The 26,003-nt window shown below is 72.2% G+C and carries 27 protein-coding genes; 17 read left to right on the top strand and 10 right to left on the bottom strand.

Annotated features, from left to right (window positions below):
• Window positions 1-9 precede the first annotated feature (9 nt).
• The 5 genes from Dvina_RS41285 to Dvina_RS41265 all read left to right on the top strand — a co-directional run bounded on the left by Dvina_RS41285 (window position 10) and on the right by Dvina_RS41265 (window position 5,019).
• The gene (locus tag Dvina_RS41285) at window positions 10-2,520 is read left to right on the top strand and encodes a caspase family protein (protein ID WP_223095648.1); all 2,511 of its coding nucleotides are present in this window, start codon (window positions 10-12) and stop codon (window positions 2,518-2,520) included.
• A 76-nt stretch (window positions 2,521-2,596) separates the two neighbouring features.
• Complete coding sequence (locus Dvina_RS41280; protein ID WP_223095646.1) at window positions 2,597-2,824, top strand: hypothetical protein; 228 nt, start codon at window positions 2,597-2,599, stop codon at window positions 2,822-2,824.
• Window positions 2,825-3,182: 358 nt separating this feature from the next.
• Complete coding sequence (locus tag Dvina_RS41275) at window positions 3,183-4,181, top strand: hypothetical protein (RefSeq protein WP_223095644.1); 999 nt, start codon at window positions 3,183-3,185, stop codon at window positions 4,179-4,181.
• 105 nt (window positions 4,182-4,286) lie between these two features.
• The gene (locus Dvina_RS41270) at window positions 4,287-4,508 is read left to right on the top strand and encodes a hypothetical protein (RefSeq protein WP_223095642.1); all 222 of its coding nucleotides are present in this window, start codon (window positions 4,287-4,289) and stop codon (window positions 4,506-4,508) included.
• 73 nt (window positions 4,509-4,581) lie between these two features.
• Entirely contained in the window at window positions 4,582-5,019 is a 438-nt protein-coding gene (locus Dvina_RS41265; RefSeq protein ID WP_223095640.1) for a GNAT family N-acetyltransferase, read from the top strand.
• Between the two features lie 17 nt (window positions 5,020-5,036).
• Here the strand turns inward: Dvina_RS41265 and Dvina_RS41260 are convergent, their stop codons facing one another.
• The 5 genes from Dvina_RS41260 to Dvina_RS41240 form a co-directional block, all read right to left on the bottom strand.
• Complete coding sequence (locus Dvina_RS41260; protein WP_223095638.1) at window positions 5,037-5,813, bottom strand: ABC transporter ATP-binding protein; 777 nt, start codon at window positions 5,811-5,813, stop codon at window positions 5,037-5,039.
• Between the two features lie 46 nt (window positions 5,814-5,859).
• Window positions 5,860-6,636 (bottom strand): ABC transporter permease, encoded by a 777-nt coding sequence (locus Dvina_RS41255; RefSeq protein ID WP_223095636.1) that lies wholly within the window; start codon window positions 6,634-6,636, stop codon window positions 5,860-5,862.
• Window positions 6,629-7,438, bottom strand: coding sequence for a class I SAM-dependent methyltransferase (locus tag Dvina_RS41250; RefSeq protein WP_223095634.1), 810 nt, complete (start codon window positions 7,436-7,438; stop codon window positions 6,629-6,631). Before Dvina_RS41250 ends, Dvina_RS41255 begins: the two co-directional genes overlap by 8 nt.
• A gap of 2 nt (window positions 7,439-7,440) precedes the next feature.
• Complete coding sequence (locus Dvina_RS41245; protein ID WP_223095632.1) at window positions 7,441-8,442, bottom strand: ABC transporter substrate-binding protein; 1,002 nt, start codon at window positions 8,440-8,442, stop codon at window positions 7,441-7,443.
• Between the two features lie 84 nt (window positions 8,443-8,526).
• Window positions 8,527-9,654: an ABC transporter substrate-binding protein gene (locus tag Dvina_RS41240; protein ID WP_246655647.1), complete on the bottom strand. Its 1,128-nt coding sequence runs from the start codon at window positions 9,652-9,654 to the stop codon at window positions 8,527-8,529.
• A 436-nt stretch (window positions 9,655-10,090) separates the two neighbouring features.
• Between Dvina_RS41240 and Dvina_RS41235 the strand changes: the two genes are divergently transcribed.
• From Dvina_RS41235 to Dvina_RS41205, 7 genes are all read left to right on the top strand, one after another.
• Window positions 10,091-12,637 (top strand): sensor histidine kinase, encoded by a 2,547-nt coding sequence (locus Dvina_RS41235; protein WP_223095631.1) that lies wholly within the window; start codon window positions 10,091-10,093, stop codon window positions 12,635-12,637.
• An 80-nt stretch (window positions 12,638-12,717) separates the two neighbouring features.
• Window positions 12,718-13,119, top strand: coding sequence for a roadblock/LC7 domain-containing protein (locus Dvina_RS41230; RefSeq protein ID WP_379993173.1), 402 nt, complete (start codon window positions 12,718-12,720; stop codon window positions 13,117-13,119).
• 12 nt (window positions 13,120-13,131) lie between these two features.
• A complete protein-coding gene (locus tag Dvina_RS41225; RefSeq protein ID WP_223095627.1) occupies window positions 13,132-13,497 on the top strand; it encodes a DUF742 domain-containing protein in 366 nt (121 codons plus the stop codon).
• On the top strand, window positions 13,478-14,047 hold the full coding sequence (locus Dvina_RS41220) for a GTP-binding protein (protein WP_223095625.1): 570 nt from the start codon (window positions 13,478-13,480) through the stop codon (window positions 14,045-14,047). Before Dvina_RS41225 ends, Dvina_RS41220 begins: the two co-directional genes overlap by 20 nt.
• Before the next feature lie 109 nt (window positions 14,048-14,156).
• Window positions 14,157-14,498 carry a YciI family protein gene (locus tag Dvina_RS41215; RefSeq protein WP_223095623.1) on the top strand — a complete coding sequence of 114 codons (342 nt, stop codon included), beginning with the start codon at window positions 14,157-14,159 and terminating at the stop codon, window positions 14,496-14,498.
• Window positions 14,495-15,715, top strand: coding sequence for an RNA polymerase sigma factor (locus tag Dvina_RS41210; RefSeq protein ID WP_223095621.1), 1,221 nt, complete (start codon window positions 14,495-14,497; stop codon window positions 15,713-15,715). The genes Dvina_RS41215 and Dvina_RS41210 overlap by 4 nt, the downstream gene beginning before the upstream one ends.
• Window positions 15,712-16,614, top strand: coding sequence for a S66 peptidase family protein (locus Dvina_RS41205; protein WP_223095619.1), 903 nt, complete (start codon window positions 15,712-15,714; stop codon window positions 16,612-16,614). The genes Dvina_RS41210 and Dvina_RS41205 overlap by 4 nt, the downstream gene beginning before the upstream one ends.
• 124 nt (window positions 16,615-16,738) lie before the next feature.
• On the opposite strand, the gene Dvina_RS41200 is transcribed toward Dvina_RS41205, so the two are convergent.
• Window positions 16,739-17,353, bottom strand: a complete 615-nt coding sequence (locus Dvina_RS41200; protein ID WP_223095617.1) for a GGDEF domain-containing protein — start codon at window positions 17,351-17,353, stop codon at window positions 16,739-16,741.
• Between the two features lie 331 nt (window positions 17,354-17,684).
• Here Dvina_RS41200 and Dvina_RS41195 point away from each other — a divergent pair, with 331 nt between their 5' ends.
• Complete coding sequence (locus Dvina_RS41195) at window positions 17,685-17,888, top strand: DUF397 domain-containing protein (RefSeq protein WP_223095615.1); 204 nt, start codon at window positions 17,685-17,687, stop codon at window positions 17,886-17,888.
• Here Dvina_RS41195 and Dvina_RS41190 read toward each other — a convergent pair.
• Both Dvina_RS41190 and Dvina_RS41185 read right to left on the bottom strand, forming a co-directional pair.
• Window positions 17,881-18,684 carry an SAM-dependent methyltransferase gene (locus tag Dvina_RS41190; RefSeq protein ID WP_223095613.1) on the bottom strand — a complete coding sequence of 268 codons (804 nt, stop codon included), beginning with the start codon at window positions 18,682-18,684 and terminating at the stop codon, window positions 17,881-17,883. The genes Dvina_RS41195 and Dvina_RS41190 overlap by 8 nt on opposite strands.
• A 43-nt stretch (window positions 18,685-18,727) precedes the next feature.
• The gene (locus Dvina_RS41185) at window positions 18,728-19,549 is read right to left on the bottom strand and encodes a helix-turn-helix domain-containing protein (protein WP_223095611.1); all 822 of its coding nucleotides are present in this window, start codon (window positions 19,547-19,549) and stop codon (window positions 18,728-18,730) included.
• A 280-nt stretch (window positions 19,550-19,829) separates the two neighbouring features.
• Here Dvina_RS41185 and Dvina_RS41180 point away from each other — a divergent pair, with 280 nt between their 5' ends.
• Genes Dvina_RS41180 through Dvina_RS41170 form a run of 3 tightly spaced genes read left to right on the top strand, consistent with a single transcriptional unit; the run spans window position 19,830 to window position 22,397 of the window.
• Window positions 19,830-20,831 (top strand): endo alpha-1,4 polygalactosaminidase, encoded by a 1,002-nt coding sequence (locus Dvina_RS41180; RefSeq protein WP_246655646.1) that lies wholly within the window; start codon window positions 19,830-19,832, stop codon window positions 20,829-20,831.
• A gap of 20 nt (window positions 20,832-20,851) precedes the next feature.
• Window positions 20,852-21,382, top strand: a complete 531-nt coding sequence (locus tag Dvina_RS41175) for a SigE family RNA polymerase sigma factor (protein ID WP_223095609.1) — start codon at window positions 20,852-20,854, stop codon at window positions 21,380-21,382.
• Window positions 21,375-22,397 carry a hypothetical protein gene (locus Dvina_RS41170; protein ID WP_223095607.1) on the top strand — a complete coding sequence of 341 codons (1,023 nt, stop codon included), beginning with the start codon at window positions 21,375-21,377 and terminating at the stop codon, window positions 22,395-22,397. Before Dvina_RS41175 ends, Dvina_RS41170 begins: the two co-directional genes overlap by 8 nt.
• Here Dvina_RS41170 and Dvina_RS41165 read toward each other — a convergent pair.
• Window positions 22,369-23,985, bottom strand: coding sequence for an AfsR/SARP family transcriptional regulator (locus Dvina_RS41165; RefSeq protein ID WP_223095605.1), 1,617 nt, complete (start codon window positions 23,983-23,985; stop codon window positions 22,369-22,371). The genes Dvina_RS41170 and Dvina_RS41165 overlap by 29 nt on opposite strands.
• Window positions 23,986-24,184: 199 nt before the next feature.
• Here Dvina_RS41165 and Dvina_RS41160 point away from each other — a divergent pair, with 199 nt between their 5' ends.
• On the top strand, window positions 24,185-24,949 hold the full coding sequence (locus tag Dvina_RS41160; RefSeq protein ID WP_223095603.1) for a hypothetical protein: 765 nt from the start codon (window positions 24,185-24,187) through the stop codon (window positions 24,947-24,949).
• 48 nt (window positions 24,950-24,997) lie between these two features.
• Here the strand turns inward: Dvina_RS41160 and Dvina_RS41155 are convergent, their stop codons facing one another.
• Window positions 24,998-25,981 carry a LacI family DNA-binding transcriptional regulator gene (locus Dvina_RS41155; RefSeq protein WP_223105995.1) on the bottom strand — a complete coding sequence of 328 codons (984 nt, stop codon included), beginning with the start codon at window positions 25,979-25,981 and terminating at the stop codon, window positions 24,998-25,000.
• Window positions 25,982-26,003: the final 22 nt, after the last annotated feature.

The raw sequence follows: 26,003 nt of genomic DNA, 5'->3' as shown, positions 1-26,003 counted from the left end.
GGGGCAATCATGCGGCGGACGGCACTGCTCATCGGTGCGCAGACCGGCGGTCTCGAAGGTGTCGACCACGACGTGGCGTCGATGGCCGGGGCGCTGCAACGGCACGGCTTCACACCCGTCACGTGCACCGGCGACCAGGCGAACCGGGTCGGCATCCTCGCCGCCTACGACGCCCTGATCCGCGGGGCCGAGCCGGGCGACGCCTGCTTCGTCTACTACAGCGGCCACGGCGGCCTCGTCGCCGCCCCGCCCGAGGACCCGTCGGCGCCGGAGCGGCAGTTCATCGTGCCTTCCGACTTCAAGTCCGAGGGCGAGTTCCTCGGCATCACCTCGATCGAGCTCTCGGTCCGGCTGGCGCTGCTGACCCGCAAGACCACCAACGTCGCCGTCGCCTTCGACTGCTGCCACTCCGCCCACATGACCAAGGACACCGACCTGCGGGTCCGGGCACTGCTGCACAAGACGCCCTACGAGCGGGTCACCGAGCACCTCGCCCGGCAGGTCGAGGCGGGGCTGGACCTGCCGGCCCGGCACGTGGAGTCCAACGAGCACGCGGTGCGCATCATGGCGTGCGAGTCGCAGCAGTCGGCCTTCGAATACACCAACGCGGACGGGGTCCGCACCGGCGTCATGACGGAGTCGCTGGTGCTCGCCCTCGACGAGGTCGGCGACCTGCCGGTCACCTGGTCGACGGTGGCCGAGATGGTGCGGCGGCGGGTGACGACCCTGGTGTCGAGCCAGTGGCCGGCCGCGGAAGGGCCGTCGGCCCGGCTGCTGTTCAGCACCGAGACCGGCGGCGCGCTCGCCGCCCTGCCGGTCGTGCCGCTCACCCCGGAGCGCATCGAGGTGCGGGGCGCGCCGCTGCTCAATGTCCAGGTGGGCGACCGGTTCGCGATCATGCCGGCGATCGCCGAGCGGGCCGACGACGCCACGAAGCTGGCCGACGCCGAGGTCACGGAGCTCGGGACGATGACCGCCACGGCCACCCTGCAACCGGCGGTGGCCGACCTGCCCGCGGGCGCGCGCGCCTTCCGGACGGTCGGGGCCGCGCCCGAGCTCGCGGTGGGGCTGCCCGCCGCCGGTCCGCTGGCCGCGGCGCTGCGGGCCAGGGTCGAGGAGACCGTGCTCATCCGGCCGGCCGCGCAGGGTGAGGAGCCGGCCGTCGAGGTGCGCGTGGACGAGCAGGGCCGGATCGCGGTGCACGACCGGATCGGGCCGCTGCATCCGTGGCACGTCGCCGACGACGCCGGCCTGCGGACGGTCATCGACAACCTGCAGCGGCAGGCGAGGGCGACCGCGCTGCGGACCCTTGGCGACAGCGACGAGCTCGGCCGGCCGTTCCCGGGGGTCACCCTCGAGTGGGCCCGGGTCGGGCCGGCGGGGCCGGAGCCGCTGGGGCTCTCCGGGGCCGTGGTCCACGCGGGCGAGAAGGTGTTCGTCCGGGTGCACAACGGCACCGACGACATCGTCTTCGTCTCGCTCATCGACATCGGGCTCGCCGCCCAGATCTCGATTCTGACCACGGCCGACACCTCGGGGATACGGCTGCTGCCCGGGGCCGACCACACGTTCGGCCGTGACGCCTTCGACGGCTCGGTGCCGGGCGTGACGATGGTCTGGCCGCCGGGGCTCGAGGAGTCAGCGGCCCGGACGGAGACGGTCCTGGCGATCATCACGGCCGAGCGGCTCGACGTCTCGGTGCTGGCGCAGGGCGGATTGAAGGGGTTCGACCCACTGCGGCCGGCCGGGTCGGCCCTGGAGGAGACCCTGGCCCAGATCGCGACCGGCGGGGACAGACAGTTCGACGCCGGGACACCGCGCGGCATCCGCTACGCCGTGCGCGGCATCGACTTCACGCTCAGCCCGGCCAAGCCGCCCGAGCCGGAGCCGGGAGCGTTCCTCGTCGACGAGCGGCCCGAGCCGTCGGTGCGGCTGCTGGCCCCGCGCGGGGCGGGCCGGTCCCGGCACGTCGCCGTGCGCCTCGACGACCTGGTGGTGCACCACAACAGGGCGATGTTCGGAGCCGACGTGCGGGTCGACGCGCTCGTGCTGACCGGCGGCGGGGGAGTCAACGAGCCCGTCTACCACGTGAACACCGAGCGGTTCAGCGACGTCCGCGACGGCGACCGGCTGCCGCTGGACAAGCTGCTGATGTACTACGGGCCGGCCACCGACTACCTCGACCTCGCCGTCTGGGTCACCCGTGACACGTCCGGCAGCCTGGCCCTGAGCGACCTGCTGCGCAAGGAGTTCACCAGCCAGGAGGTGCAGGTCGCCGGGGCCCAGCTGGCCGGCCTGGCGCTCACCGCGCCGCACGCCGCGCTCGCCGTGGGCGCACTGGGCGCGGCGACTGTCGTCGTCAACGTGGCCTACCGGCTGCTCCTCGGCGTGGCCGGCCACAGCATCGGGCTCTACCGCACGACCCTGCTGGCCCAGGAGGACTTCGGCATCGGCCCGGTGCCGCATTTCCGGCGGGCTCAGGCGTTCTCGTTCGCGTACACCATCACCGATGTGTCCTGAGGCCGGCCCCGGCGGCGCCCGACCTGTCCGTCAGGAGCAGGTGTAACGAAGTAACCCCACCGAAGGGAGTCAAGCCGTGAGCGGCAAGCAGCTTATCGTCGGGGAGTCGCGCTGGGGCGTCGCGGACAGCGACGCGTTCGAGGTCGCGAAGCAGGTCCAGGACGCGATGACCAACGGCACGGTCGCCGAGCTCGGCCTGCTCAACGAGGCCGGCCAGCCCGTCAAGGTCTTCTTCAACGGCAAGATCGTGGCGACCGCCGTCATCGACAACTCCGGTGACCCGCGGCCCAGCGAGTTCTCCTGACCCCTGCGCTGATGCAGGTGCGTGGTGGCCCGGGCGTCCTGCGAGCCCGGGCCGCCACCCTGTCTGGGGGACTACCCAGCCGGCGGCCCCATCCGTGTCCGATTCGCCGGATCGATGGGGCTTTCCGGGCCGCACCGGACTGGGGATTTTCTTCTGAAGTCCGGCCGCCCGCGCGTGCCTAATCTCGGCGCCAACGAAGCGAAAACCCGGTAGTCCCCGCCGGAATCGCGGATTTCCGACCCAATTCTCAGCGCTGCGCGCACCTGCCGAAAGGTGCGCCGATGCAGCCTGCCCGAAAACACACCTCCGGCGGGGCGAACCGGCTTGGCCGAAGGGGTGTGCCGTGCAGGTCCGAACCATGAGTTACGGCGATTCTCTGCTGCGTGAGCTGGCCGCATCGGGGCGGCTCGCCGACTACTACGAGACCGCTGCGCCGGCTGCGCGCCAGCAGCTGCACCGGGCGGCGTTTCCGATCGTCGGGCCCATCGTCTTCCAGCGCATCACGCGGCGGATCGAACTCAAGCGCGGGCACGTCGGCTGCGCAAGCTCGATCGAGCGGATGGAGCCGGAGTGCCGGGACCGCCACCACGACGACGTCGAAGCGGTCCTGTTCGACATGTTCCGCAAGGCCCGCGTACCCGTCACCAATCTTGAGGGCTGGATGGTCGGGCGGCTCAACGCGGCGACTGTCGACGCCCATCGCCGGCGCCGGGGCGAGCGCGGGGCGCTGCAGAAGGTGCGCGTGCCACAGTGGGTCCTCAAGGGCCTGGACGGCGACGCGTGGCTGATGATCCTGGCCTACGAGCTGCTGACCTGGGTCGGGGTGTCCGCGACGGCCGGGACCGACCTGTGGCCCATCGACGCGTGGGTCGAGCGGCGGGCCCGGGAGACCGGCGATCACCAGTCCGACGAGCGGACGGTCCGGCAGGACATCGAGACCGTGCTGGCGGTGATGCGCAAACGGCCTCGGTGGTACGGCGAATACGTCGAACGCCCCCTGGGACGCAAACAGGCGCCGGTGCGGGCGGTGCCGGCCGCGCTCCGTGACGCCCCCGGCCGGCCGGAGCGCCCGCTCCCGCTTGTCGAGCGCCACGACATCGACGAGTCCTGCCTGCTCAACCTGGCCGCGCTGGCGGTCGACGCCCTCCGCCGCCGCCTGCGCCGCGGTGAGGACCCGCACGCGGCCGTCGCCGAGGTCATGCACCTGGTCTTCGGCGAGCTCACGGGGGCGGACGAGCTCGACCTGGTCCCCGGCACCGGCTCCCTCACGACGCAGGCCGCGGACCTGATCGCCGACGCGGCCACGGTCGAGCGAGTGGTGGCGATGGCGCTGGAGTATCTGGGCCGCACCGACTAGCGGTGCTCCTCGCCCGGCTTCCTTGCTGACGGATCGTTTTGATCAGACTTCGGTCCGTCAGCAAGGAGGGTGCCGAAAACCGCATCGAAACCGTGGGGGTGGCAGGTGGAGCCGCAGCGTCTGGCCGAGCTGAAGGAACTGTTGCTACGAGAGCTGCGCGCCGCCTGCTCGGCCGCCCTGGCCCGCGGCGCCGACCCGACCGCCATCGAGGCCGCCGTGGCCGCCCGCGCCCGCCGCCTGCGCACCGTGGGCGCCCGCCTGGCCCGCCCCGACCGCCACCAGGTCCCCCACCGCGCCGCCCGCCGACGCCGCCGCCCGGCCCGGTGACCACCGCACTGGAGCCCACGCTCGCGGCGCGGATGCGGTCGCGGGTCCGGGTGAGATCGCTAGAGTCGCGGGCATGAGCGTCGACATCGAGGTTGTGCAGGGCGCGAGCGACGACGTCGTGGAGGCGTTCGGCCGGCTGCTTCCCCAGCTGTCGGCGTCGGCGGAGGCGGTTGATGCGGCGGCGCTGCGGCGGCTCGTGGACTGGCCGGGCAACCGGCTTCTGGCCGCGCGCCTGGATGGCGAGGTCGTCGGTGTGCTGACGCTCGTGGTGTTTCCGCTTCCGACAGGCATACGGGCGTGGATCGAGGACGTCGTCGTCGACGAGCGGGCGCGGGGGCACGGTGTCGGGGCCGCCCTGACGTTGGAGGCGATTCGGCTGGCGCGGGCCGACGGGGCCCGCACGGTCGATCTGACCTCGCGGTCGTCCCGGGAAGCGGCGAATCGGCTCTACGAGCGGCTGGGATTCCGGGTGCGGGACTCGAAGGTGTATCGGCTGAGCGGCGGGTCGTGAGCGGCGGCGCGGTGGCGTCAGAGTTGCAGTGGTGCCGGGGCGCCGTCGGCGTGCAGCAGGTCGGTCAGCTCGGCCACGTGGGCGGCGACGTCGGTCAGGTGGGCGTTGTGGCCGAAGGAGCGCGGTCGCGGGATGTCCACGGCGATGATGCGCTGCACGCGGCCCGGGCGGTTGCTGAGCACGGCCACCCGGTCGGCCAGCAGCACGGCCTCCGGAATGGAGTGGGTGACGAAGACCGTCGTCGGGCGCATCTCCATGTGGATCTGCTGCAGCTGGCCGGCGAGCTCCTCGCGGGTCAGGGCGTCGAGGGCGGAGAAGGGCTCGTCCATCAGCAGGATGCTCGGGCGCTGGATCAGGGCCCGGCACAGTGCGACCCGCTGCTGCATGCCGCCCGACAGCTCGTGCGGGTGGCGGCGGTGGAAGCCGTTCAGGCCGACCGCGTCCAGCAGCGTGTGCGCCCGCTCGCGGTCGGGCGGGCGGACGCGGCCGCGGATCTCGAGCGGCAGCAGGACGTTGGCCAGCACCGAGCGCCACGGCAGCAGGGCCGGGCGCTGGAACATCAGGGCGATGTCGGGGCGGGGTCCGGTGATCGGGGAGCCGTTCACGGCGATGTGGCCCGCGGTCGGGCGCAGCAGCCCGGCCACGAGGCGCAGCAGCGTCGACTTGCCGCAGCCGGAGCGGCCGATCACGGCCAGGAACTCCCCGGCCTCGACGCTGAGGTCGATCGCCCGCAGCGCCTCGACCTCGCCGGAGCGCCCGCGGAACGTCCGGGAAACCCCAGAGAATTCGATCATGTTGTACTCCTCCCGCTGCCGCGCCACCGAGCCACCCGGACCAGACCTATGCGGTGATCGCCCGCGCCCAGGGCAGCAGTAGCCGCTCCAGGCCTACGACGAGGTAGAACAGCACGATGCTCAGGATCGCCAGCAGGGTGATGGCGGCGAAGGCGAGCGGGGTGTCGAGCGAGGCGCCGGACAGCACGACGACCGAGCCCAGGCCGCCGTTCGGGCTGCTGATCTCCGCGACCACGGCGCCGATGACGGCCAGCGAGATGCCGAGCTTGAGCCCCACGAACACCTGCGGCAGGGCCCACGGCAGCCGGACCTTGAGGTACGCCTGCCACCACGACGCCGACAGCGACTTCGCGAGCTCGCCGAGGTCGGCCGGGGTGGACGACAGGCCGGCCGCCGCGGCCACCAGGATCGGGAAGAAGCTGATCAGCACGATCATGACCAGCTTCGGGCCGGGGCCGTAGCCGAGCCACACGATCAGCAGCGGCGCGAGCGCCACCTTCGGGATCGAGTTGAGCGCGACGAGCAGCGGCAGCGTGGCCCGCTCGACGGCCCGGGACATGGTCAGCAGCATCGCCATGAGCAGGCCGGCGGCGAGCGCGATCAGGAAGCCCAGGCCGGTCATCTCCAGCGTCGCCCACGCCTCCTTGAGCAGATACTCGGGCTGCTCGCGAAACGCCGCCACCACGTCCGGCGGCGACGGCAGGAAGAACGACCGGATGCCGAAGAGCGCGGTCGCGCCCCACCAGAGTCCGACGGCGACCACTGCCCCGAGAAGGGGCAGGGCCACCGCGGTCCAGCGGGGCGCGCCGCGCTCGTCAGGCATGGCGGCCGATGGTGGAGTACGTGAAGTGGCTGCGCACGACCAGACGCGGGTCCTGCACGGCCACGTTCAGCCGCTCGATGTGCTCCTCGGTGAACCCGGCCGCGATGAACTCCTTCCGCAGCTGGGCGACGTTGACGGCCAGGAGCACGGCGCCGGGCGAGCCGCCCGGCCAGGAGCCCGCGTTGATCTCGGTGTCGACGTCCACGAGCCCGTTGGCCAGCATCGTGCGGTGCACGCGCGCGGCCCACGTCGGGTCGTTGCCCCGCGACGGCAGGACCGTGTTGACGAGAGCGTCGCGGTACTGCTCGATGAGCTCGGCCGTCGCGGCGTCCGGCGCGGCCAGGCACAGGTTGCCGAACTCGGTGGCCCAGTCCTCGATGAACAGCGCGCCGCCCGGGGCCAGGGACGCCGCGAGCCGGGCGAGGATCTCCTCGCGCTGGGGGATGTGCAGCAGGACCAGCCGGGCGTGGATGAGGTCCCACGGCCCGTCCGGCACCGGCTCCGTCACCAGGTCGTGCTGCTGCACCCGGAACCCGGCGTCCGGCGGGATGTGCCTGACGTTGAGGTCGGTGGCCAGCACGTCGCCGGACGGCCCGACCAGCTCGGCCAGGCGCCGGGCGACGCTGCCGCCGCCCGCGCCCACTTCGAGGCAGCGCTTGCCGGTCAGGTCGCCGAGGAAGCCGAGCCGGGCGAACGTGAAGGTGTCGAGGATGCCGGACAGGTGGCTGTGCCGCCCGACGCTCTCGGGGTCGTCGTTGTCGAAGGAGTACCGCGAAGGGCCCGGCTCTACAGACGTGGTCACAGTCAGGCCTTCGGGGTGAGCGAGAAGTCGACGACCGAGTCCGGGGTCAGCCCGGCCGGGATGAGCTCGGACGCCTGGAGGGTGGCGATGGCCCGGGCGACGCGCTCCTGGTCCATGACGCCGATCGCGCTGCCGGAGGTGACGTACGGGGTCATCAGCGTGATCTCGCCGATGGCGGCGGTCACGTCGGCGGCCGGCTGGGCCTTCTTGAGGATCTGGGCGGCGTCGTCCGGGTGCTCGATCGTGTACTTGAGCGCCTTGAGGGAGGCGTCGCGGAACCGCTTGGCGAGGTCCGGGTTCTCCTTGGCGATCTTCGACGTGGTGATGATGCCGTTGCCGTACAGGTCGCCGAGGTACTTGCTGTAGGGCAGCACTACCGACTTCTTGCCGCCGGCCGCCTTCTCGATGCCCTTGGAGCCGATGAGGAACGTGCTCAGTGCCTGGACCTGACCACCGGCCAGGAGCGCGGGCAGCTGGGCGGGCTGTGCGTTCACCCACTGGATCTTGGTGGGGTCGATGCCGGCCAGCTTGGCGTAGCCGGGGAACAGCAGCTGGTTCACCGAGCCGGTGGCGGCGCCGAGCTTCTTGCCCTCCAGGTCCTTCGGCGCGGTGATGCCGCCGCCCTCGAGGGCGACGATCGACACGAGCGTCTGCTGGTGAATCGCGGCGATCGCCCGGAAGTCCTTGTACTCGCCCTTGCCCGCGAGGATCCACGCGCCGATGAGGTCCAGGTTGGCGAACTGCGCCTTGCCCGACGCGAGGCCCTTGAGGTTCTCGCCGGTGGCCGCGCCGAGCTGGATGTCGACGTCGAGGCCGGCCTCCTTGAAGTACCCCTTCTCCTGGGCCACCCAGGCGAACGCGTCACGGCCGACCGCGCCGAACGCCGTCAGGTATGTCACCTTGTCCGGCGCCTTGTTCTGGGCGGCCGGCGTCGGGTCGCCCTTCGAATCCGACGAGCATCCAGCCACGCCGATCAGGACCACGGCTAGTGCCGAAGCGAGCATTGCGCGATAGCGCCTCACGGTCTGACCCCCATTTTCAGGATTTAACTTCAGCTTTCAAGGATCGCGGTTTTCGAAACAGTGGCCTTACCCGAGCAGCCGCCACCGGCCGCCGCGCGCCTCGAGCATCGCCAGTGATTGTGGGGTGAGCCCGGAATGGTTGTCGGGTGTAAATCGAATTGCCCCGCTGAGCCCGTCGACCTGCGCTGTTTCCAGCCGGGCCCGCAGTGCGGCGCCATCGGCAACGGTTCCCGACTGCGCCACCGCATTCGCGATGAGCTGCAGCGCGTCGGCCGCGAACGAGGCGTGCCCGTGATATGTGCCGTACCGCGAGGTGTAGTCCTGGAACCATTGCCGCCGCGCGGCCTTCGCGGGTGTGGTGGCGATGACGTCGTCGATGGCCAGGGTGGGCGTGAAGACGAGCGACGTGGCGTCGGTGCCGGCGAACGACGGGCCGAGGAAGAGATCGCCCGCGCCGACCGCGTCGAGGTAGACCTGGCCGTGGTAGCCGTTGCTGCGCACCGCCCCGACCGCGAGCGCCGCCTGCTGCGGATAGCCCCAGATCACCACCGCGTCCGGGCTGCCCGTCAGCGCCGCCTTGGCCGCCTTGCTCAGGTCGCTCTCGGCCGGCGCGAACTGGCCGCGGGCCACGACCTTGGCCCCGGTGATCTTGCCGGCCTCCCGGGTCAGGGCGTCGACGCCGTGCCGGCCGTAAGCATCGTCGCTGCCCAGCAGCGCTACCTTGCGCTGCCCGGCCCGGCTGAGCTCACCCGCGAGCACGACGGCGTCGTCGTCGGCGCTGGGGGCGAGCCGGAAGATGTACTTCCGTTCCGCCGCCGGCGCGATGACGTCGGCAACCGGCGACAGCGCGATCGTCGGCACCTTGTGCTCGTTGATGACCTTGGCCGCGCCGCTGGTGCAGTCGCCGCAGGTCCCGGTGATGATCGCGGTCACCTCCGGGTCCGCGGTGAACGCGGTGATCTGGGTGAGCGCGGTCGCGGGGTCGCCGCGGTTGTCCTGGACCTTCACGGTCAGCCGGCGCTCGCCGAGCAGGCCGCTGGCGTTGATCTGCGCCGCCTTGAGCTCCAGCGCCCGCTGGTAGGCCACGCCGATGTCGGCCGCGCTGCCGGAAAGTTCCAGGCTGGCCGCAACGACGATATTCGTCTGACCTTTTGCATTTACCGATGTGCATGCACTGGTCGATGTCAGGGACACCGCCGCCAGCATCGCCGCGAGAAGGCGCCAGCGCCGCAACTCGATTCCCCTCGATCGAAGGCCGTCCGTTCGGTTGGGCACCTTGCCATCCCGGACGAGGGGTGGTCAAGGGGCACGAAATACGCATCCAAATGACGTTGCTGAATCTCGTGTTAACAGGATGTTGAACTTACCTAGAAGCCCAATCGTGATCTACTCAGTGGTACTAGTGAATTTCCTGGTCCGGTGGCTGATCGACCCCTCCGGATCAGGCCGGCGCGCGGCAAAACCGGGGGACGGGGTTTCCGCAGTGGTGACGTTCATGGTGGAATGCCCTGTCCTGCGCCTCGGGTCTCGCGGTCGGTCCGGCTCCCAGCCGTGACCAACCCGCCCGACCGTCGCATCCGCCGGGACGCTATTGGCCACCACGAGTCCCACGAGTACGCGGAGATTGCGCATGCCCGCTTCGAAACGGCCTGCCGGTGGCGGCTTCCGGTTCCGCCCGCCGCGGCTGGCGGACGCCCGGATCCGGTCCAAGCTCGGTTTGATTCTGCTCGTACCGCTGCTGGCCATCGTCACGCTGGCCGTGCTGCGGCTGCAGGACGCGAGCAGCCGGGCCGGTGACGCCGACACGGTGGGCGACCTGACCCGGCTCTCCGCCGACGTGTCGGGCCTCGCTCAGCAGGTCCATCTGGAGAAGATGGCGGCCGCCGCACTGCTGGCCTCGCCGGACGCGAAGGCCGACGCCTACAACCGGCAGATCGTGGAGACCGACGCCGCGGTCGCGCGGTACGGCAAGCGCCGCGCCACCCTCGGCGACGTGCCGGCCGGCGTCCGGGACCGGCTGGAGCGCATCGACGATCAGCTGGAGGTCCTGGCGGCGATCCGCAAGGACGTCGGCAACCGGCAGGGTGTGTCGGTCTCCGAGGTGGTGCTGCGCTACGGCGTCGTCGCCGAGGACCTCGTGTCCTACCGCGAGGCCGTCGCGCAGGTGCGCACCGACCAGACACTCGCCGACGAGCTGCGGGCGGCGGCGGCCTTCTCCAAGGCGAAGGCCCGGGTCTCGGAGCAGGAGGCGATCACCTACGCCGCGCTGAAGTCCGGCACCGTCGACTCGCACCAGCTCGCCGCGCTGCTGGCCACACTCACCGGCCAGCAGGAGGCGTTCGTCGCCTTCTCGCTGTCGGCGAGCGTGCCCCAGCGCCGGATCGTCGACGCCGCCATCGCCGGCGACGCGACCCAGATGGCCGACGACCTGACCTCGACCCTGCAACGCACCGCCGGCCAGGCGCCCGCTGTGGACGCCGAGGACGCGGTGGCCGTCTTCGGTGCCGTCAACGACCTGATGCGCTGGACCGAGGCCCGCCTCGACGAGCAGCTCGTCGCCGACGCCGCCGCCATCGGCTCCACCGTGCGCCGCCAGGTCGTCATCGAGTCGGCCGTGCTCTTCGCCATCCTGGCCCTGGTCGTCGGCCTGGCGTTCGTCACCGCCCGCTCGATGATCCGCTCGCTGCGCCGGCTGCGCCAGACCGCCCTCGGAGTGGCCGAGCACGACCTGCCCGAGCTGGTGCTGCGGCTGCGCGACGCCCAGACCGTCAGGGAACGCTCGCCGCAGGAGATCGCCGATCAGGTCCGCAGCCCGGCCGGCATCGAGAGCCGGGACGAGATCGGCGAGGTGGTGCGCGCGTTCGACACCGTGCACCGCGAGGCGGTACGGGTCGCGGCCGAGCAGGCCGTGCTGCGCAACAGCGTCTCGTCCATGTTCCTCAGCCTGGCCCGGCGCAGCCAGACCCTCGTCGACCGGATGATCGGCCAGCTCGACCGGATCGAGCGCGGCGAGGAGGACCCGAAGCGGCTGGCCCAGCTGTTCCAGCTCGACCACCTGGCCACCCGGATGCGCCGCAACGACGAGAACGTCCTCGTGCTCGCCGGGGCCGACACCGCACCGCCGCGCCGGCAGGACGCCGCGCTCATGGACGTGATCCGGGCCGCCCAGTCCGAGATCGAGCTCTACGAGCGCATCGAGTTCGGCGAGCTCGACGACGGCATCTTCGTCGCCGCGCCGGCCGTCAACGACGTCGTGCGGCTCTTGGCCGAGCTCCTGGACAACGCCACCCGGTTCTCGCCGCCGCACGCGCCGGTCGTGGTGTCCGGGCAGCGCCTCGGTGACCGCACCGTCGTCTGCATCGACGACCGCGGCCTCGGCATCGCCCGCGAGCAGCTTGTCGAGTACAACCGCCGGCTGGCCGAGCCGGCCCCGGTCGACGTCGCGGCGTTCCGGCTCATGGGTATCGCCGTCGTCGGCCGGCTCGCCGCCCGGCACCGGATCACGGTGCAGCTGAGCCCGAACGGGGGCGGCGGCACGTCGGCCGAGGTGATGCTGCCCGCCTCGGCGCTGGTACTGCAGCGCGCCGCCCTGCCGACCCGCGCGCCGCGCCCGGTCGAGGCCCCGCCACCGCCACCCCGGACCCGGTCGGCGCCCGCGATGCCGGCGGTGCCGGCGATGCCCGCCCCGATGGCGAACTCGTCGATGGCCGGGATGCCGATGGCGGGCATGCCCATGGCGGGGATGCCGATGGCGGGCATGGCGATGGCCGAGGACGACACGACGGAGCTGCCGATCTTCCGCGAGATCGAGGAGACCTGGTTCCACGAGCGGGGCCACAGCGTCATGACCGGGCCCGCGCCCGAGCCGGTCCGGGCGCAGCCGGCCGCCGACGGCAACGGCATGTGGCGCACGCGCGCGGACGACGGCTGGCGGGCGGCCGCCGCGGCCCAGAAGCCCCGCTTCGAGGGCAGCACGGAGTCGGGCCTGCCCATCCGCTCGCCGCAGGCTCAGCTCGTGCCGGGCGGCGTGCCCGAGAAGCCGGCGGCGAAGCTCAAGCGGCCGAGCGCCGAGGAGCTGCGCGGGCTGCTGTCGTCGTATCAACGGGGCGTCCAGCGCGGGCGTCAGGCCGGTGGGGCCGTGAACGGCGCCCCGGCAACGGAGGAGAAGCGAGCATGACCGCTCCGGAGCGCAGCGGAGCGGCCGGTCATCATAGGGGCAGCCCGGACGTCGGGCGGCCGGAGCGAAGCGGAGGACGCGTGACGGGGGCACTGGAGAGCCTGAGCTGGCTGCTGGACAGCTTTGCCCAGCCGCTGGAGGGGGTCGCGCACGTCATCGCGGTCTCGGCCGACGGGCTGCTGCTGGCGGCCACCGGTGACCTGCCGCCGGACCGGGCCGAGCAGCTCGCCTCGATCACGGCGGGCCTGGTCAGCCTCACCTACGGCGCGGCCCGGCACTTCGAGGGCGGCCAGGTCCAGCAGACGATCGTGCACATGGAAGCGGGCTACCTGATCCTCATGGCGATCAGCGACGGCTCCTCGCTCGTGGTGCTCGCGGCCCGCAGCTGCGACGTGGGCCATGTGGGGTACGAGATGGCGTTGCTGGTCGAGCGGGTGGGCCAGTCGCTGGTGTCACCTCCGCGCGAGACCGTGTCCCCGTAAGGGCGGGCGGGTATGGCTGGCGGCGACGACGACCCGCGCGGGGCTCTCGTGCGTCCCTACGCGGTGACCAAGGGCCGAACGGAGCCCACGCAGGACATCGCGATCGAGGCGCTGATGCTGACGATGCAGCGGGGGGTGGAGGCGAGCCGCTATGCCGGCCGGGACTGGCAGTTCATCGCCGGCCTGTGCTCGGATCGCCCGCTGTCGCTGGCCGAGATCGCGGCGAGCATGCGTGTCCCGCTCGGCGTCGCCCGCGTGGTGGTCGCCGACATGATCACGGAGGGCATCCTGACCCTCCACGAACCGCTCGAGGCCGGGGATACCCAGGAGCGGATCAACGTTTTGGAAAGGGTTCTCATTGGACTCCGCAACCTCTGAGCGGGCCACGGCGGTAAAGATCATCATTGCGGGCGGCTTCGGCGCCGGCAAGACGACGATGGTCGGCGCGATCTCGGAGATCACCCCGCTGACGACCGAGGCGGTCATGACGATGGCCGCCATCGACGTGGACGACGCGGCCGGCGTGCCGTCGAAGACCACGACGACGGTGGCCATGGACTTCGGCCGGATCACGATCGCCTCCGACCTGGTCCTGTACCTGTTCGGCACCCCGGGCCAGACGCGCTTCTGGTTCATGTGGGACGAGCTGGTCTTCGGTGCCCTGGGCGCGGTCGTCATCGTCGACACCCGCCGCATCGAGGACAGCTTCGCCGCGCTCGACTTCTTCGAGCACCGGGGCCTGCCGTACCTCGCCGCGGTCAACTGCTTCGACGGGGCACCGCAGTACGAGGCGTCCGAGGTCCGCCGGGCCCTGGCCATCGCGGCGCACGTCCCGCTCGTGCTGTTCGACGCCCGATCGCGGGAATCGGTCAAGCAGACCCTCGTCGCCGTCGCCGAACACGCGCTGTCCCTCATCACCACGGGTTAACGTCTCCGGGAAGATTGTTCGTTCGTGTCTGTCGGATCGGGCCGGCGCCGTTCGTAGGTGGGGTGACGGCGGCCCGACGGCGGCCCCGCGACGACAGGAGATGGTTGCGATGGCGCAGTACCTGATGTCCGTGCTCACCGACTCGACCGAGCTCGCCACCGACGCGGAGGCGGCCGCGATCGACGCCTTCAACGCCGACGAGCTGCAGGCCAAGGGGCACTGGGTGTTCGCCAACGGGCTCGCCGCGCCCAGCTCGGCCACCGTCGTGGACGCGCGGGCCGGGGAGCCCGTGTTCACCGACGGGCCGTACGTGGAGACCAAGGAGTTCATGATCGGCTTCTGGATCATCGAGGCCGAGGACCTGGACGTGGCCCTGCGCCTGGCCTCGCTCGGCTCGAAGGCGTGCAACCGCAGGATCGAGCTGCGCCCGATCCTCGGCCCGGCCGAGTGACGGACGTCGCCGCCGCGATCGCCGGGGCCCACCGCGACGAGTGGGCCCGGGTGGTCGCCACCCTGGCCCGGCGGATCGCCGACCTCGACATCGCCGAGGAGATGGCGGCCGAGGCGTTCGCGACGGCCGTCGAGCGCTGGCCGGTCGACGGCGTGCCGCCGAACCCCGGCGCCTGGCTCACCACGACCGCGTACCGCAAGGCCGTCGACCGCCTGCGCCGCGAGGTCCGCCGCGAGGAGAAGCACCGGGAGGCGCTCGTGCTGCGCGAGACCGACGCCCCCGAGCCGCTCGGCGCGATCGAGGACGACCGCCTCCGCCTGGTCTTCACCTGCTGCCACCCGGCCCTGGCCATGGAGACCCGGATCGCGCTGACCCTGCGCATGGTCGGCGGGCTCACCGTGGCCGAGATCGCCCGCGCGTTCCTGGTCCAGGAGTCGGCCATGGGCCAGCGCATCACCCGGGCCAAGGCGAAGATCAAGGCGGCCCGGATCCCGTACCGGGTGCCCGACCGCGAGGACCTGCCGGCCCGCGTCACCGGCGTGCTCGCCGTGCTGTACCTCATCTTCAACGAGGGGTACCTGGCCTCCGACCCCGGGCGCACGGCCGTGCGGGCGGACCTGACCGGCGAGGCGATCCGGCTGACCCGCCTGGTCCGGGAGCTGCTGCCGGCCGACGGCGAGGTCACCGGGCTGCTCGCGCTGATGCTGCTCACCGAGGCCCGCCGGCCCGCACGGGTGACGGCCGGCGGTGAGCTGGTCGCCCTCGACGAGCAGGACCGCAGCACGTGGGACCGGGAGCTGATCGCCGAGGGCCACGCGCTGGTCCGGGCCCGCCTGGCCACCGGCGAGGCGCCCGGGCGCTATCAGGTGCTGGCGGCGATCGGGGCGGTACACACAGACGCCCATGACATCCAGGCGACCGACTGGTCCCAGGTGCTCGCCCTCTACGACCTGCTGGTGCGCCTCGACCCCTCACCGATCGTGCGGCTCAACCGGGCCGTCGCGCTGGCCGAGCTCGACGGGCCGCACGTCGCGCTGGCCGCTGTCGACGGGCTGCCGCTGGATGGGTACCACCTCTTCCACGCCACCCGGGCCGACCTCCTGCGCCGGCTCGGCCGCGACGACGAGGCGCGCGCGGCCTACGACCGGGCCATCGCGCTGGCCGCCAACAGCGCCGAGCGGGTGTACCTCACCCAGCGCCGGGACGGCCTGCGGTGAACCTCGACCGGGGCGACACCGTCGCGATCGTCGCGCCCGCCGCGCAGCTGCCCGCCCGCAGCCGTGCACTCCTGCCCCGCGCCGTCGACCTGCTCGAGTCGTGGGGCCTGCGGGTCCGCGTCGCCGTCGACCCCGGCCACTGGTTCTACCTGGCCGGCCCCGACGACGAGCGGGCCCGTCACCTCGGCGCGGCCCTGGCCGACCCGGACGTGCGCGCCGTCTTCTGCACCCGCGGCGGCTACGGCACCACCCGCCTCCTGCGCCGGCTGACCGGCCCGGTGACCGCGAAGATCGTGGTGGGCTGCTCAGACATCACGGCGTTGCACGCGTATCTGGCGGTGCGCCATCCGGTGGCCGCGTCGGTGCATGGCCCGAACGTCGCCACCCACCAGCTCCTGGACGACACTCCCGAGGCCTCCGCGAATCGCCGCAGCCTGCACGCGGTGCTGTTCGACCCCGGCTATCGGCTGAGCGAGCCGGTCGAGCCGCTGTGCGCGGGCACCGCGTCCGGGCCGCTGGCCGGCGGCTGCCTGACGCTGCTGGCGTCGCTGCTCGGCACCCCGTTCATGCCCGACCTCTCGGGCCGGCTGGTGTTTCTCGAGGACGTGGGCGAGGTGCCGTACCGGATCGACCGGCTGCTGACCCAGCTCGTCGACGCGGGCGCGCTCGACGGGGTCGCCGGTCTCGTGTTCGGGCGGATGCATGAGTGCGTGGACGCGTACAACGACATCAGGGCAGTGATAACGGACGTCGTCGGGCCGCTCGGCGTGCCCGTCGGGTTCGGGGTGGGCAGCGGCCACGGGCCGGTGAACCTGTCGCTGCCGCTCGGTGCTCCGGCCCGGCTCGACGCCTCATCCGGCGTGTTCGCGGTGTCGGCCGGGCCTGTCGCCACGGGCTGATCAGCTCGCGGGGCCGACGGGCGCGGTCCTCGCTGCGGCGGGCCCCGGCGCACGGCCAGGGCGGGCGTCTCGGGCGGCGCCGCCGCGGCGTCGATGGTTGTGCATGGCGGTGCGAGGGTAGGTGTCAGTCCCACACGACGTTGGAGCAGTACCGATCGGCCTTGGCGCGGTACATGGCCAGGTCGGCGCGGCGCAGAAGTTCGGCTATCGGCGCCGGGCCGTCGTTGGTGGTGGCCACGCCGATGGAGGCGGTCACCCTCAGCTCGTGGCCGTCGACGAGCATCGGCTCGGCGATCGCGGTGGCGATGGCGGCGACGCGGGACGACCAGTCGCCGCCGTGGCCGGGGCGGGAGGTCTCGGTGAGGATGGCGGCGAACTCGTCACCGCTCAGGCGGACGGCCAGGTCGTCGCCGACGCTTCGGGAGAGGCGGCCGGCGACCGTGCGCAGGACCTCGTCGCCCACCGCGTGGCCGTACTGGTCGTTGATGGGCTTGAAGCCGTTGAGGTCCAGGACCGCGACAGCGCACCGGCGGGCGCTGTTGAGCAGCGTCGGGCCGACGTTGACGAGCAGGCGGCGGTTGGCCAGGCCGGTGAGGTCGTCGTGGTTGATGTCCCACCACAGGGCGGCCCGCTCGGACTGGAGCGAGGCCACCTGGGCCCGTAATGCGGCAAGCTCCGACTGGGTCTGATCGTGCTCCGCGGCGGCAGCGGCGAAGACCGTGTTGCTGAGGATGTCCACCGGTGTCCCCCTTACCGCAGCCTCAGTCGTCCCGAACGACACGGAAGGGCCCCGACGACCTGTGCCGGATCACGAACACCATCATGGCTCCGGATCTTCCGCCGTGCAAGATTTCATAAAGAGAGACTTCCAGGTGACATCTTGGCGCGAACGCTTGATCAATTACCCTCGGTACGCAAAAATTTCACCACGAAAGAAAAGAGGCCCGAACATCGAGCGTTTTGATCCATATATGTCCGATTTGGTATCTACGGACGCCAATTGACATCACTGGGCGTTAAGAAGCGTCGCCGGTGCGGAGACGCGCCACTGACCGAGGAGAATCTGCACGATGTATGCCGATAGCGAGTGGATCATGTCCAGCCGGTCGACCGGGAACGGCGGCAGCTGCGTCGAGGCCCGCCGCCACGCGGGTCAGATCGAGGTGCGCAACAGCAAGCGGCCGGAGGAGAGCACGGTGCTGTTCACCCTCGAGGAGTGGGACTCGTTCCTCGACGGCGCGAAGAAGGGCGAGTTCGACCAGCTGCTCAGGTGAGCCGGCCGACGCCGGCCCAGACGCCGCCCAGCCCCGGCGGCGCCGGATCGGTGACAGCGGTCCCAGCCTGCCACTGCTGCGCCCACACCACCCCGGGCTCGACCATCTCGAGGCCGGCGAACAGCCGCTCGACCTCCGCGCGGGTGCGCACCGTGCCGGGCGTCGACGTCCGTCGCTGGTAGACGTTTTCCGTGACGGTGCTCCGGTCGACGAGGTCGAAACTTTCCTTGGCCGAGTGCGACACGACGACATGGCTGCCCGGGGGCAGTGCCGCGACGTACTCCGCGAGAATCCGCTCGGCCGCCCGGTGGTCGGGCAGGAAATGCAGGACAGCGGCGACCACCAATCCGATGGGGCGGCCGAAGTCGAGAATCCGGCGCACGTCGGGGTGGTTGAGGACGGCCGGCGGGTCCTGCACGTCGCCGCGCACCGCGACCGCGTCCTGGTCGCCGCTGAGGATGTCCATGCTCTCGGCGACCGCGTCCGGGTCGATGTCGACGTAGACGACCCGGGCGCCCGGCTGCGCGCGGCGCACGATGCTGTGCACGTTGTCGACGGTCGGGATACCGGAGCCGAGGTCGAGGAACTGCCGGACACCCGCCTCCGCGACGTACCGCACCGCGTTGGCCACGAACGCGCGGTTGGCCCGGGCCGCGTCCCGGATGAATGGGAACTGCGCCATGACCATGTCGGCCGCCGCGCGATCGGCCTCGAAGTTGTGGATGCCGCCGAGGTAGTAGTCGTACATCCGGGCGGCCGTGGCCGGCTTGCCGGTGGTCCGCGAGTTGTCGTTCATGCCGCTTGTCGCCGCCCGTCCGGTCGCCGTGCCGTCGTGATGCTCATCGGTAGTCCGCGATCGGGACCGCGGCCGCGCAGATCAGTTCGAAGATCCGCCGGTACTCCTCCACCTCGGCCGCCTCCTCGAGGTACAGCGCGCCCAGGTGCGATTCGAGGTAGACCACATCCGGGTCCTCCGGGTCCTCGAAGTCCATGATGCGAAACGCGCCGGCCATCGCCGCGTGAGCGCCCGCCGTCCAGGGCAGCACCAGCACGTCGACGTTGTCCTGCTCGGCGACCTCGCGCAGCCGCTCGATCTGCCCGGCCAGCACCTCGGGGCCGCCGACCTGCCGGCAGAGCACGCCCTCGCCGAGCACCGTCACCAGGCGGGGCCGGGGGTCGCGGGCCATGAGCGCCGACTGGCGCTGCATCCGCAGCTTCACGTGCCGGTCGGCCGCCTCGGCCTCGACGGCCTGCTCGCCGCTGTAGACGGCCCGCGCGTACTGCTCCGTCTGTAACTCGCCCGGGACGACCTCACCCTCATAGGTGCAGATGCGCCGCGCGCTGGCCTCGAGCCCGACGTAGAGCTTGAACCAGTCCGGGATCACCGGGTTGGCGTCCCACCACTCCTCCTGGGAGGTGCCCAGGGCCAGGTCGGACAGCGCGTCGGTGATGCTCTCGTCGACACCGTAGAGCCAGCACAGCGCCCGGACGTTGGCCACCGTCACCGGCACCTTGCCCGTCTCGATCCGGTGCAGCGTCGGCTCGGAGATGCCGAGCTTCGCCTCCGCCACCTCGCGCCGGCTCTTGCCGGTGGCCACCCGTAGCCGCGTCAGCCTCCGCCCCAGCGCGCGCCGAACGACCCGCTGACCGGTGACCGGCATGCTCCCACCTCCGCCGCGCACGCTACGAAATCATCCGGATGCTGCGGGCAACACCATACCCCCGAGTGATCCGCTTCGCGCAACACCTCCTGGCCAGGCCCGCGACGGTGCGTCGCCGCCCAGATCGACGATCGCCTCGCGGCCCACCGCCGACCGGGGCACGGTCCGTGACGGGCTCATAGCTGAAAGAAGTTCTGATTTCCCGGCAGCAGGCGGCCCGGGTCACCGCGTTCAGGAAGCGGAGCCAACCCCCACGCTTCGAACGCCGAGGAGTCGTTGCATGCCGTTTCCGGGAAAGCGCAGCCGCATCATGCTCGGCCTGGCGGTGACGGCCGCGGTGGCCATCGCCGTCGGCGCCGGGATCGGGACCGCCGACGCGAGCACCCGCGGGCACTGGTGGGGCGGGGGCAAGCCGAAGCCCAAGCCCACGGCCAGCGCGTCGGTCAAGCCGCCGACGAGCCCGTCTCCGAGCGCATCGACGAAGCCGTCGGCGACGTCGACGGCGTCGGCATCGACATCGACATCGCCGGCACCCACGTCGACGTCGACAACCGGCGGTACCGTCGCCCCGCCCCCCGCCAACGCCTCGTTCGACTACCAGATCGGTGGGCCGTACACGCCGCCCGCGGGGGTCAAGGTGGTCAGCCGCGACCATGACGCCGGTCCGGCCGCCGGGCTGTACAACATCTGCTACGTCAACGCGTTCCAGGCCCAGACCGACGCCAACAGCTGGTGGAAGACCAACCACCCGGACCTGCTGCTGCACGACGCCAAGGGCAACCTCGTCGTGGACAAGGACTGGAACGAGATCCTGCTGGACTTCTCGACCGCGCAGAAGCGGGCCGGGCTCACCGCGATCGTCGGCGGCTGGATCGACGGCTGCGCCGCCAAGGGCTTCAAGGGCGTCGAGCCGGACAACCTGGACTCGTGGACCCGCTCCGGCGGCCTGCTGACCAAGGCTCAGGCCATCGCCTACGCGCAGTCGCTGGCCGCCTACGCGCACGGCAAGGGGCTGGCCATCGGGCAGAAGAACACCGCCGACCTCGGTGCGGCGAGTGCCCGCCAGATCGGCTTCGACTTCGCCGTGGCCGAGGAGTGCGCCGACTACAACGAGTGCGGGGACTACACCGCGGTGTACGGGAACAACGTCATCGTCATCGAGTACAGCCAGAGCCAGTTCACCAAGGCGTGCAACAGCTACGGCAGCACGCTGTCGATCGTGCTGCGGGACGTCGACGTCACGACGCCGGGCTCGGGCTCCTACGTGTTCAAGAGTTGTTGAGCGCGCTATACAAGGCGACGATGGGCTCTGATCTCGCTCCGGCCGGTGCGGCGACGCGCCGGCCGGAGGGCTTCGACGACTTCGTGCGCAGCCGGGGCGGTGCGCTGCTGCGCTTCGCCTACGTGCTCTGCGGCGACGCGCACCTCGCCGAGGACATCGTGCAGGAGGTGCTCGCCCGCATGCACCCGCGCTGGGCGCGGGTCACGGTGATGGACAGCCCCGAGGCGTACGTGCGGACCGCTGTCGTGCGCCAGTTCCTCTCCTGGCGCCGGCGGCGCTCGGCGGGGGAGGCGGTCGTGGCGGAGGTACCGGAGCCGCCGGGTTTCGAGGAACCGCAGCAGCGAGTGCTCGCCCGCGACCAGATGTGGCAGCTGCTGGCCGGGCTGCCCCGGGCCCAGCGGGCCGTACTCGTCCTGCGGTTCTACTGCGATCTGCCGGACGCGGACATCGCGGCTCTGCTGGACTGCCGGGAGACGACCGTACGGTCACAGGCGGCGCGGGCGCTCGCGCGGATGCGGACGATGCTGGGGGAGGTGCGCGGCGATGGATGAGCTGGACCGGTTACTGGCGCAGACGCTGCACGGCGCGGCCGAGCGGGCACCGTCCGACAGCGGCCTGCTGAGCGGGGTGCACGGCCGGGCCCGCCGCTACCGCCGCCGCCGGATCGCGACCACCCTGGCCGCGGGGGCCGCCGTCCTGGCCATCGGTGTGCCCGCGGCCGTCGTGCTCGGCACCCGCCCGGACGCCTCCGCGCCGCCGCCGCTGGAGGCCGTGCCGACGCAGTCGGCCTCCGTCGCGTCACCCTCGCCGGCGGCGTCCGCCCCGGCGTCCACGAGCGCCCCGGCCTCGTCACCGCCGGCGCTGAGCCTGGTGCCCGGCTACACCGCGCCGACGTTCCCCTACACGCTGCCGGCGACCGACGGCATGAAGGCCCCCGTGGCGTCGATGGACAGCGGCAACCTCGTCGCCTTCTTCGAGGCGATCGACATCCGTCACCACTCCGACACGACGGTGACCGTGTCGAGCCGCAAGCCGGCGTTCACCGGGGCGGCCACCGAGGCGCCGCAGACGGTCCGCGGACACGGCGGGACGCTGCGCACCGTCGACGTCAAACCGGCAAAGCAGCTCATCCTGTACTGGCCGGAGTCCACGACCCGCTGGATAGCGCTCGCCACCGACGACACGTACACACCGCAGCAGGTGGTGGCCCTGGCCAACGCGCTGACCCCGGCGTCGATCCCGGTGGCCCCGCCGTTCACCCTGGACCTCAGCCCGTCCGGCCTCGCCACCGACACGGTGAGCGAGTCCACCATCGGCTTCGGCGCCGGGTTCCGCGTGGTGCTGTACAAGCGCCGGGCCCTCACCGCCGCCAACCAGACCGTCGGCAGCTACAAGGCGCAGCTGACCCGGGACGCGCACGGGGTGACGCTCGACGTGGACGTCACCGACTGGAGCGCCACCCTCCGCGTCAGCGTCGCGGCCGGCCGCACCATCTCCGACGCCGACCTGCTCCGCTTCGCCGCGGGCGTGCACATCCTCAACCGGTCGAATCCGGCCGACTGGTGAGCGGCGGCGGCACCGCGACGAGCGTCTCCTCCAGCGCCCGGGCCACCGGCCGGGGCAGAAGGTTGCGGGCGACCAGCTCGTCGACCGAGGTGACCCCGCCGCGGTCGTAACGGTCGGCGAGGATGCGGCGGGCGACGTCGGGCCCGATCCCGGGCAGCGACGCGATGACGATCTCCGGAGCCGTGTTGACGTCGACGAGGCCGCCGTCATCGAACGTCCGGGGCAGGTCGGGCCGCCCGATCTGCAGCTCCCGCGCGATGGCCGGGTGATGCTTGACGAGCTGCCGGGCCTGGTCGCGCCGGATGCGCTGGCCCATGGCGAACACGGCCGACGCCTCCCAGGTGGGGCCGGTCGGCCGGGGGCGGATGAGCGCGCCCGCCGTGGCACCGCCCAGCATGGCCAGCAGGAGCGCGAGCACCGCGAAGCCCGCCCACGTGCCCGCCTCCTCGCCCGGGCCGTCCAGCTCCATGCCCACGCAGAAGAAGATCAGCAGCCCCAGGAGCCCGGCCGCGACGAAGCCCAGGCCCCGGCTGCGGTGGCGCACGGCGACGAAGCCGACGACCGCCCAGCTGGTCAGCCCGAACGTCAGCAGCGGCACGGCGATCGCGGCCGTGCGCTTGAGCCACAGCGGGATGAGCCCGGGCGGTCCGGTCGTCGGCGTCGCCACGGCGAGCGGCACGACGAGCGGCACAGGTGGCGGCGGATACGGGGCCTGCGGGTAGGCGACCGGCGCCTGCGGGTACGCGACCGGGGCCTGGGGGTAGGCCACCGGGGCCGGCGGCCACGGCGGGCGCGGCGGGACCAGCGCGGGGTCGGCCCGCAGGATCCCGCGGTGCAGCTCCTGCAGCCGCTCGCTGGGCTCGACGCCGAACTCCTCGGCGAGCAGCCGGCGGGCGTCGCGGAACACGGCCAGGGCCTCCGGCTGCCGGCCGCACCGGTACAGCGCCAGCATCTGGATGTAGCGCAGCTCCTCGCGCAGCGGAAACTCGGCGACCAGCTCGGCCAGGCGCGGTGCGAGCTGGATCTGGTGGCCGAGGAGCAGCTCCAGCGCGGCCCAGTGCTCCAGCGCGGCGGCCCGGCTCTCGGTCAGGCGGTCGCGGGCCGCGTCGAACAGCGCGCCGGTCAGTCCGGCGAGCGCGGGGCCGCGCCAGAGTCCCAGCGCCTGCTCCAGCAGCCGGCTGGCGTCGCCCGGCCGGCCCGCCGTCTGGGCCGCCCGCGCCCGCTGCACGTACTGCTGGAACAGCTCGGCGTCCAGCCGGTCCGGGCCAACCGAGAGCTGGTAGCCGGCGTCGGTGAGTGTGAGCAGGCTGCCCGGGGTGCGCGGCGACCGGCCGGGCTCCAGCACCCGCCGCAGCCCGGCGACGTACTTCTGCACCACGTTCGCGCCGTTCTCCGGCGGGTCGGCCTGCCAGACCGCGTCCACGATCCGCTCCGTCGGGACCGGCCGGTTGGCGTGGATCAGCAGCGTGGTCAGCACCGCGCGCTGCTTGGCCGGCCCGAGGTCGAGCTCGGTCTCGCCCTGCCAGGCGCGGACTGGGCCGAGCAGCTCGAAGCGCGGCAGCTCCGGCCCGTCCGGCGTTGCGAGCACCTCGACCTCCTGACCTGCCCGACCGGCCCCACCGGCGGCGCGCCGCGCAGAGTCTACGGCCCGGCGGCAGCGCGAAGGCAGCGCCCGGCAGTGAGACGGCAGCCGATCGGCAGTGGGGGCTCCCATGCTGGTCGGGCGGCCCTTCCCCGTCAGGTGGGCCGGCCGCGACTCCCCACCACGCTCACCATGAGAGGGACCCATGCTGTCCAGATTCATCGTCGCCGCGGCACTCGGCATCACCCTTGTCGCCTCGGCGGCCGGCTGCGGTGCGGCCGGCCCGGCCGGCGGACCCGGGGCGGCCGACGTCTCGCCGGCGGCGCCCACGGGCCCGAAGCCCACCGAGGTGCTGGCCGCCGCCGTCACCAAGACCACCGGGGTCAGCCTGAAGCTGACGCTCGCCGGCGACACGGCCGAGGAGAACGTGGCCGGCAGCTACGACGCCCCGCACGGGATCGGGTCGATCGCGCAGACGGCCGGCGCCGATCGCATGACCGTCACCGTGACCGCCGACGACCTCTACCTCGCCGGGCTGAGCGACTTCAACGGCAAGACGATGCACCTGAAGATCACGAAGATCGACGCGAAGAGCCCGATCGTCATGTTCACCGACCTCCTGGCCCCGCTGACGATGCTGAGCGGGGTCACGGACGCCACGGCGACCGGGCCCGGCTCGTTCGCGGGCACGCTCGACCTGACGAAGGCCAGGAGCACCACGGCCGGCTCGAAGAAGTTCCTCGACTTCGTCGTGGCGGCCGCGGCCGCGAAGGCGGTCGCGGTGAGGTTCACCGCGACCGTCGATGCGCAGGGCTACCTGACCGGGTTCAAGGCCACACTGCCCGCCATCGACGAGGGCAAGGACGGCGAATACGACGTCACGTTCTCGGACTTCGGGGCGGCGCTGACCCTCACCAAGCCGAGCGGCTCGAAGGTGATCGAGGCGCCGGCCGCGCTGTACGGCAGATAGCGGAGGCCGCCGGTGATGCGTATCGGCGACACGGGGCGCCTATACGCATCACCGCAGGCCGCGCTCGACCAGCTCGGTGGGCAGGGTGACGGTGCGCGGCCAGGAGCGGTCGCCGTCGATGCGGCGGAAGAGCAGCTCGGTGGCGGTGCGGGCCATGGCCCGGGTGTCGTAGGCGATGACGGTCAGGGGGTACGGCACCAGCCGGGCCAGCTCGAAGTCGTCGAACGCGAGCAGGGCGGCGTCGCTTCTGCGGCGGTAGAGCTCCTCGACGACACCGAGCGTGATCCGGTTGTTGAGGCTGAAGAAGGCCGTCGGCGGGTCCGGCCGCTCGAGCAGCTCGGCCACCACCCGGCCGGCCGCCGCCGGGTCGCGGACCCCGTCGCGGACCAGCCGCTCGTCATAGGGCGCGCCCGCCTCGACCAGGGCGTCCTGGGCGCCGTCGAGCCGCTCGCGCATGGTGTGGACGCCTATGGAGTCGAGCAGGACGGCGATGCGCCGGTGGCCGGCCGCGACCAGGCCACGGACCCCCTCGCGGGCGCCGCCGCGGTTGTCCAGCAGCACCGTGTCGGCCCGCAGGTTGCCGGCCGGCCGGTCGAGGAAGACCGCCGGCGTGCCGAGCTCGACCTCGGCCCGCAGGAACGAGTGGTCCGACCCTCCGGGGCTACCGGCCGGCACGATGAGCAGGCCGTCGACCCGGCGGGCGCACAGGTCGCGCAGCAGCTGCTGCTCGCGGACCGGGTCCTCCTCGGAGCTGGCGATGATGAGCATGGTGTCGCGCTGCCGGGCGATCTCGGCCGCCGTGCCCGCGATGGTGGCGTAGAACGGGTTGGCGATCTCCTCGATCAGCAGGCCGATGGTGGCCGTGGCCTGCCCCGAGCGCAGAGAGCTGGCCAGGTGGTTGCGCCGGAAGCCCAGCTCGGCTACGGCGGCGAGGACCCGCTCGGCCAGCTCGGGCTGGACGTAGGGCGCGTCGTTCACGACCCGCGACACGGTCTTCAGGCTCACCCCGGCCCGGGCGGCCACGTCCGCCATCGTGGGTCGCCTGGTGCGGCCC

Origin of the sequence: Dactylosporangium vinaceum, assembly GCF_019904175.1 — a bacterium.
GTDB lineage: Bacteria > Actinomycetota > Actinomycetes > Mycobacteriales > Micromonosporaceae > Dactylosporangium > Dactylosporangium vinaceum.
This window is presented reverse-complemented; position numbering and strand designations above follow the sequence as displayed.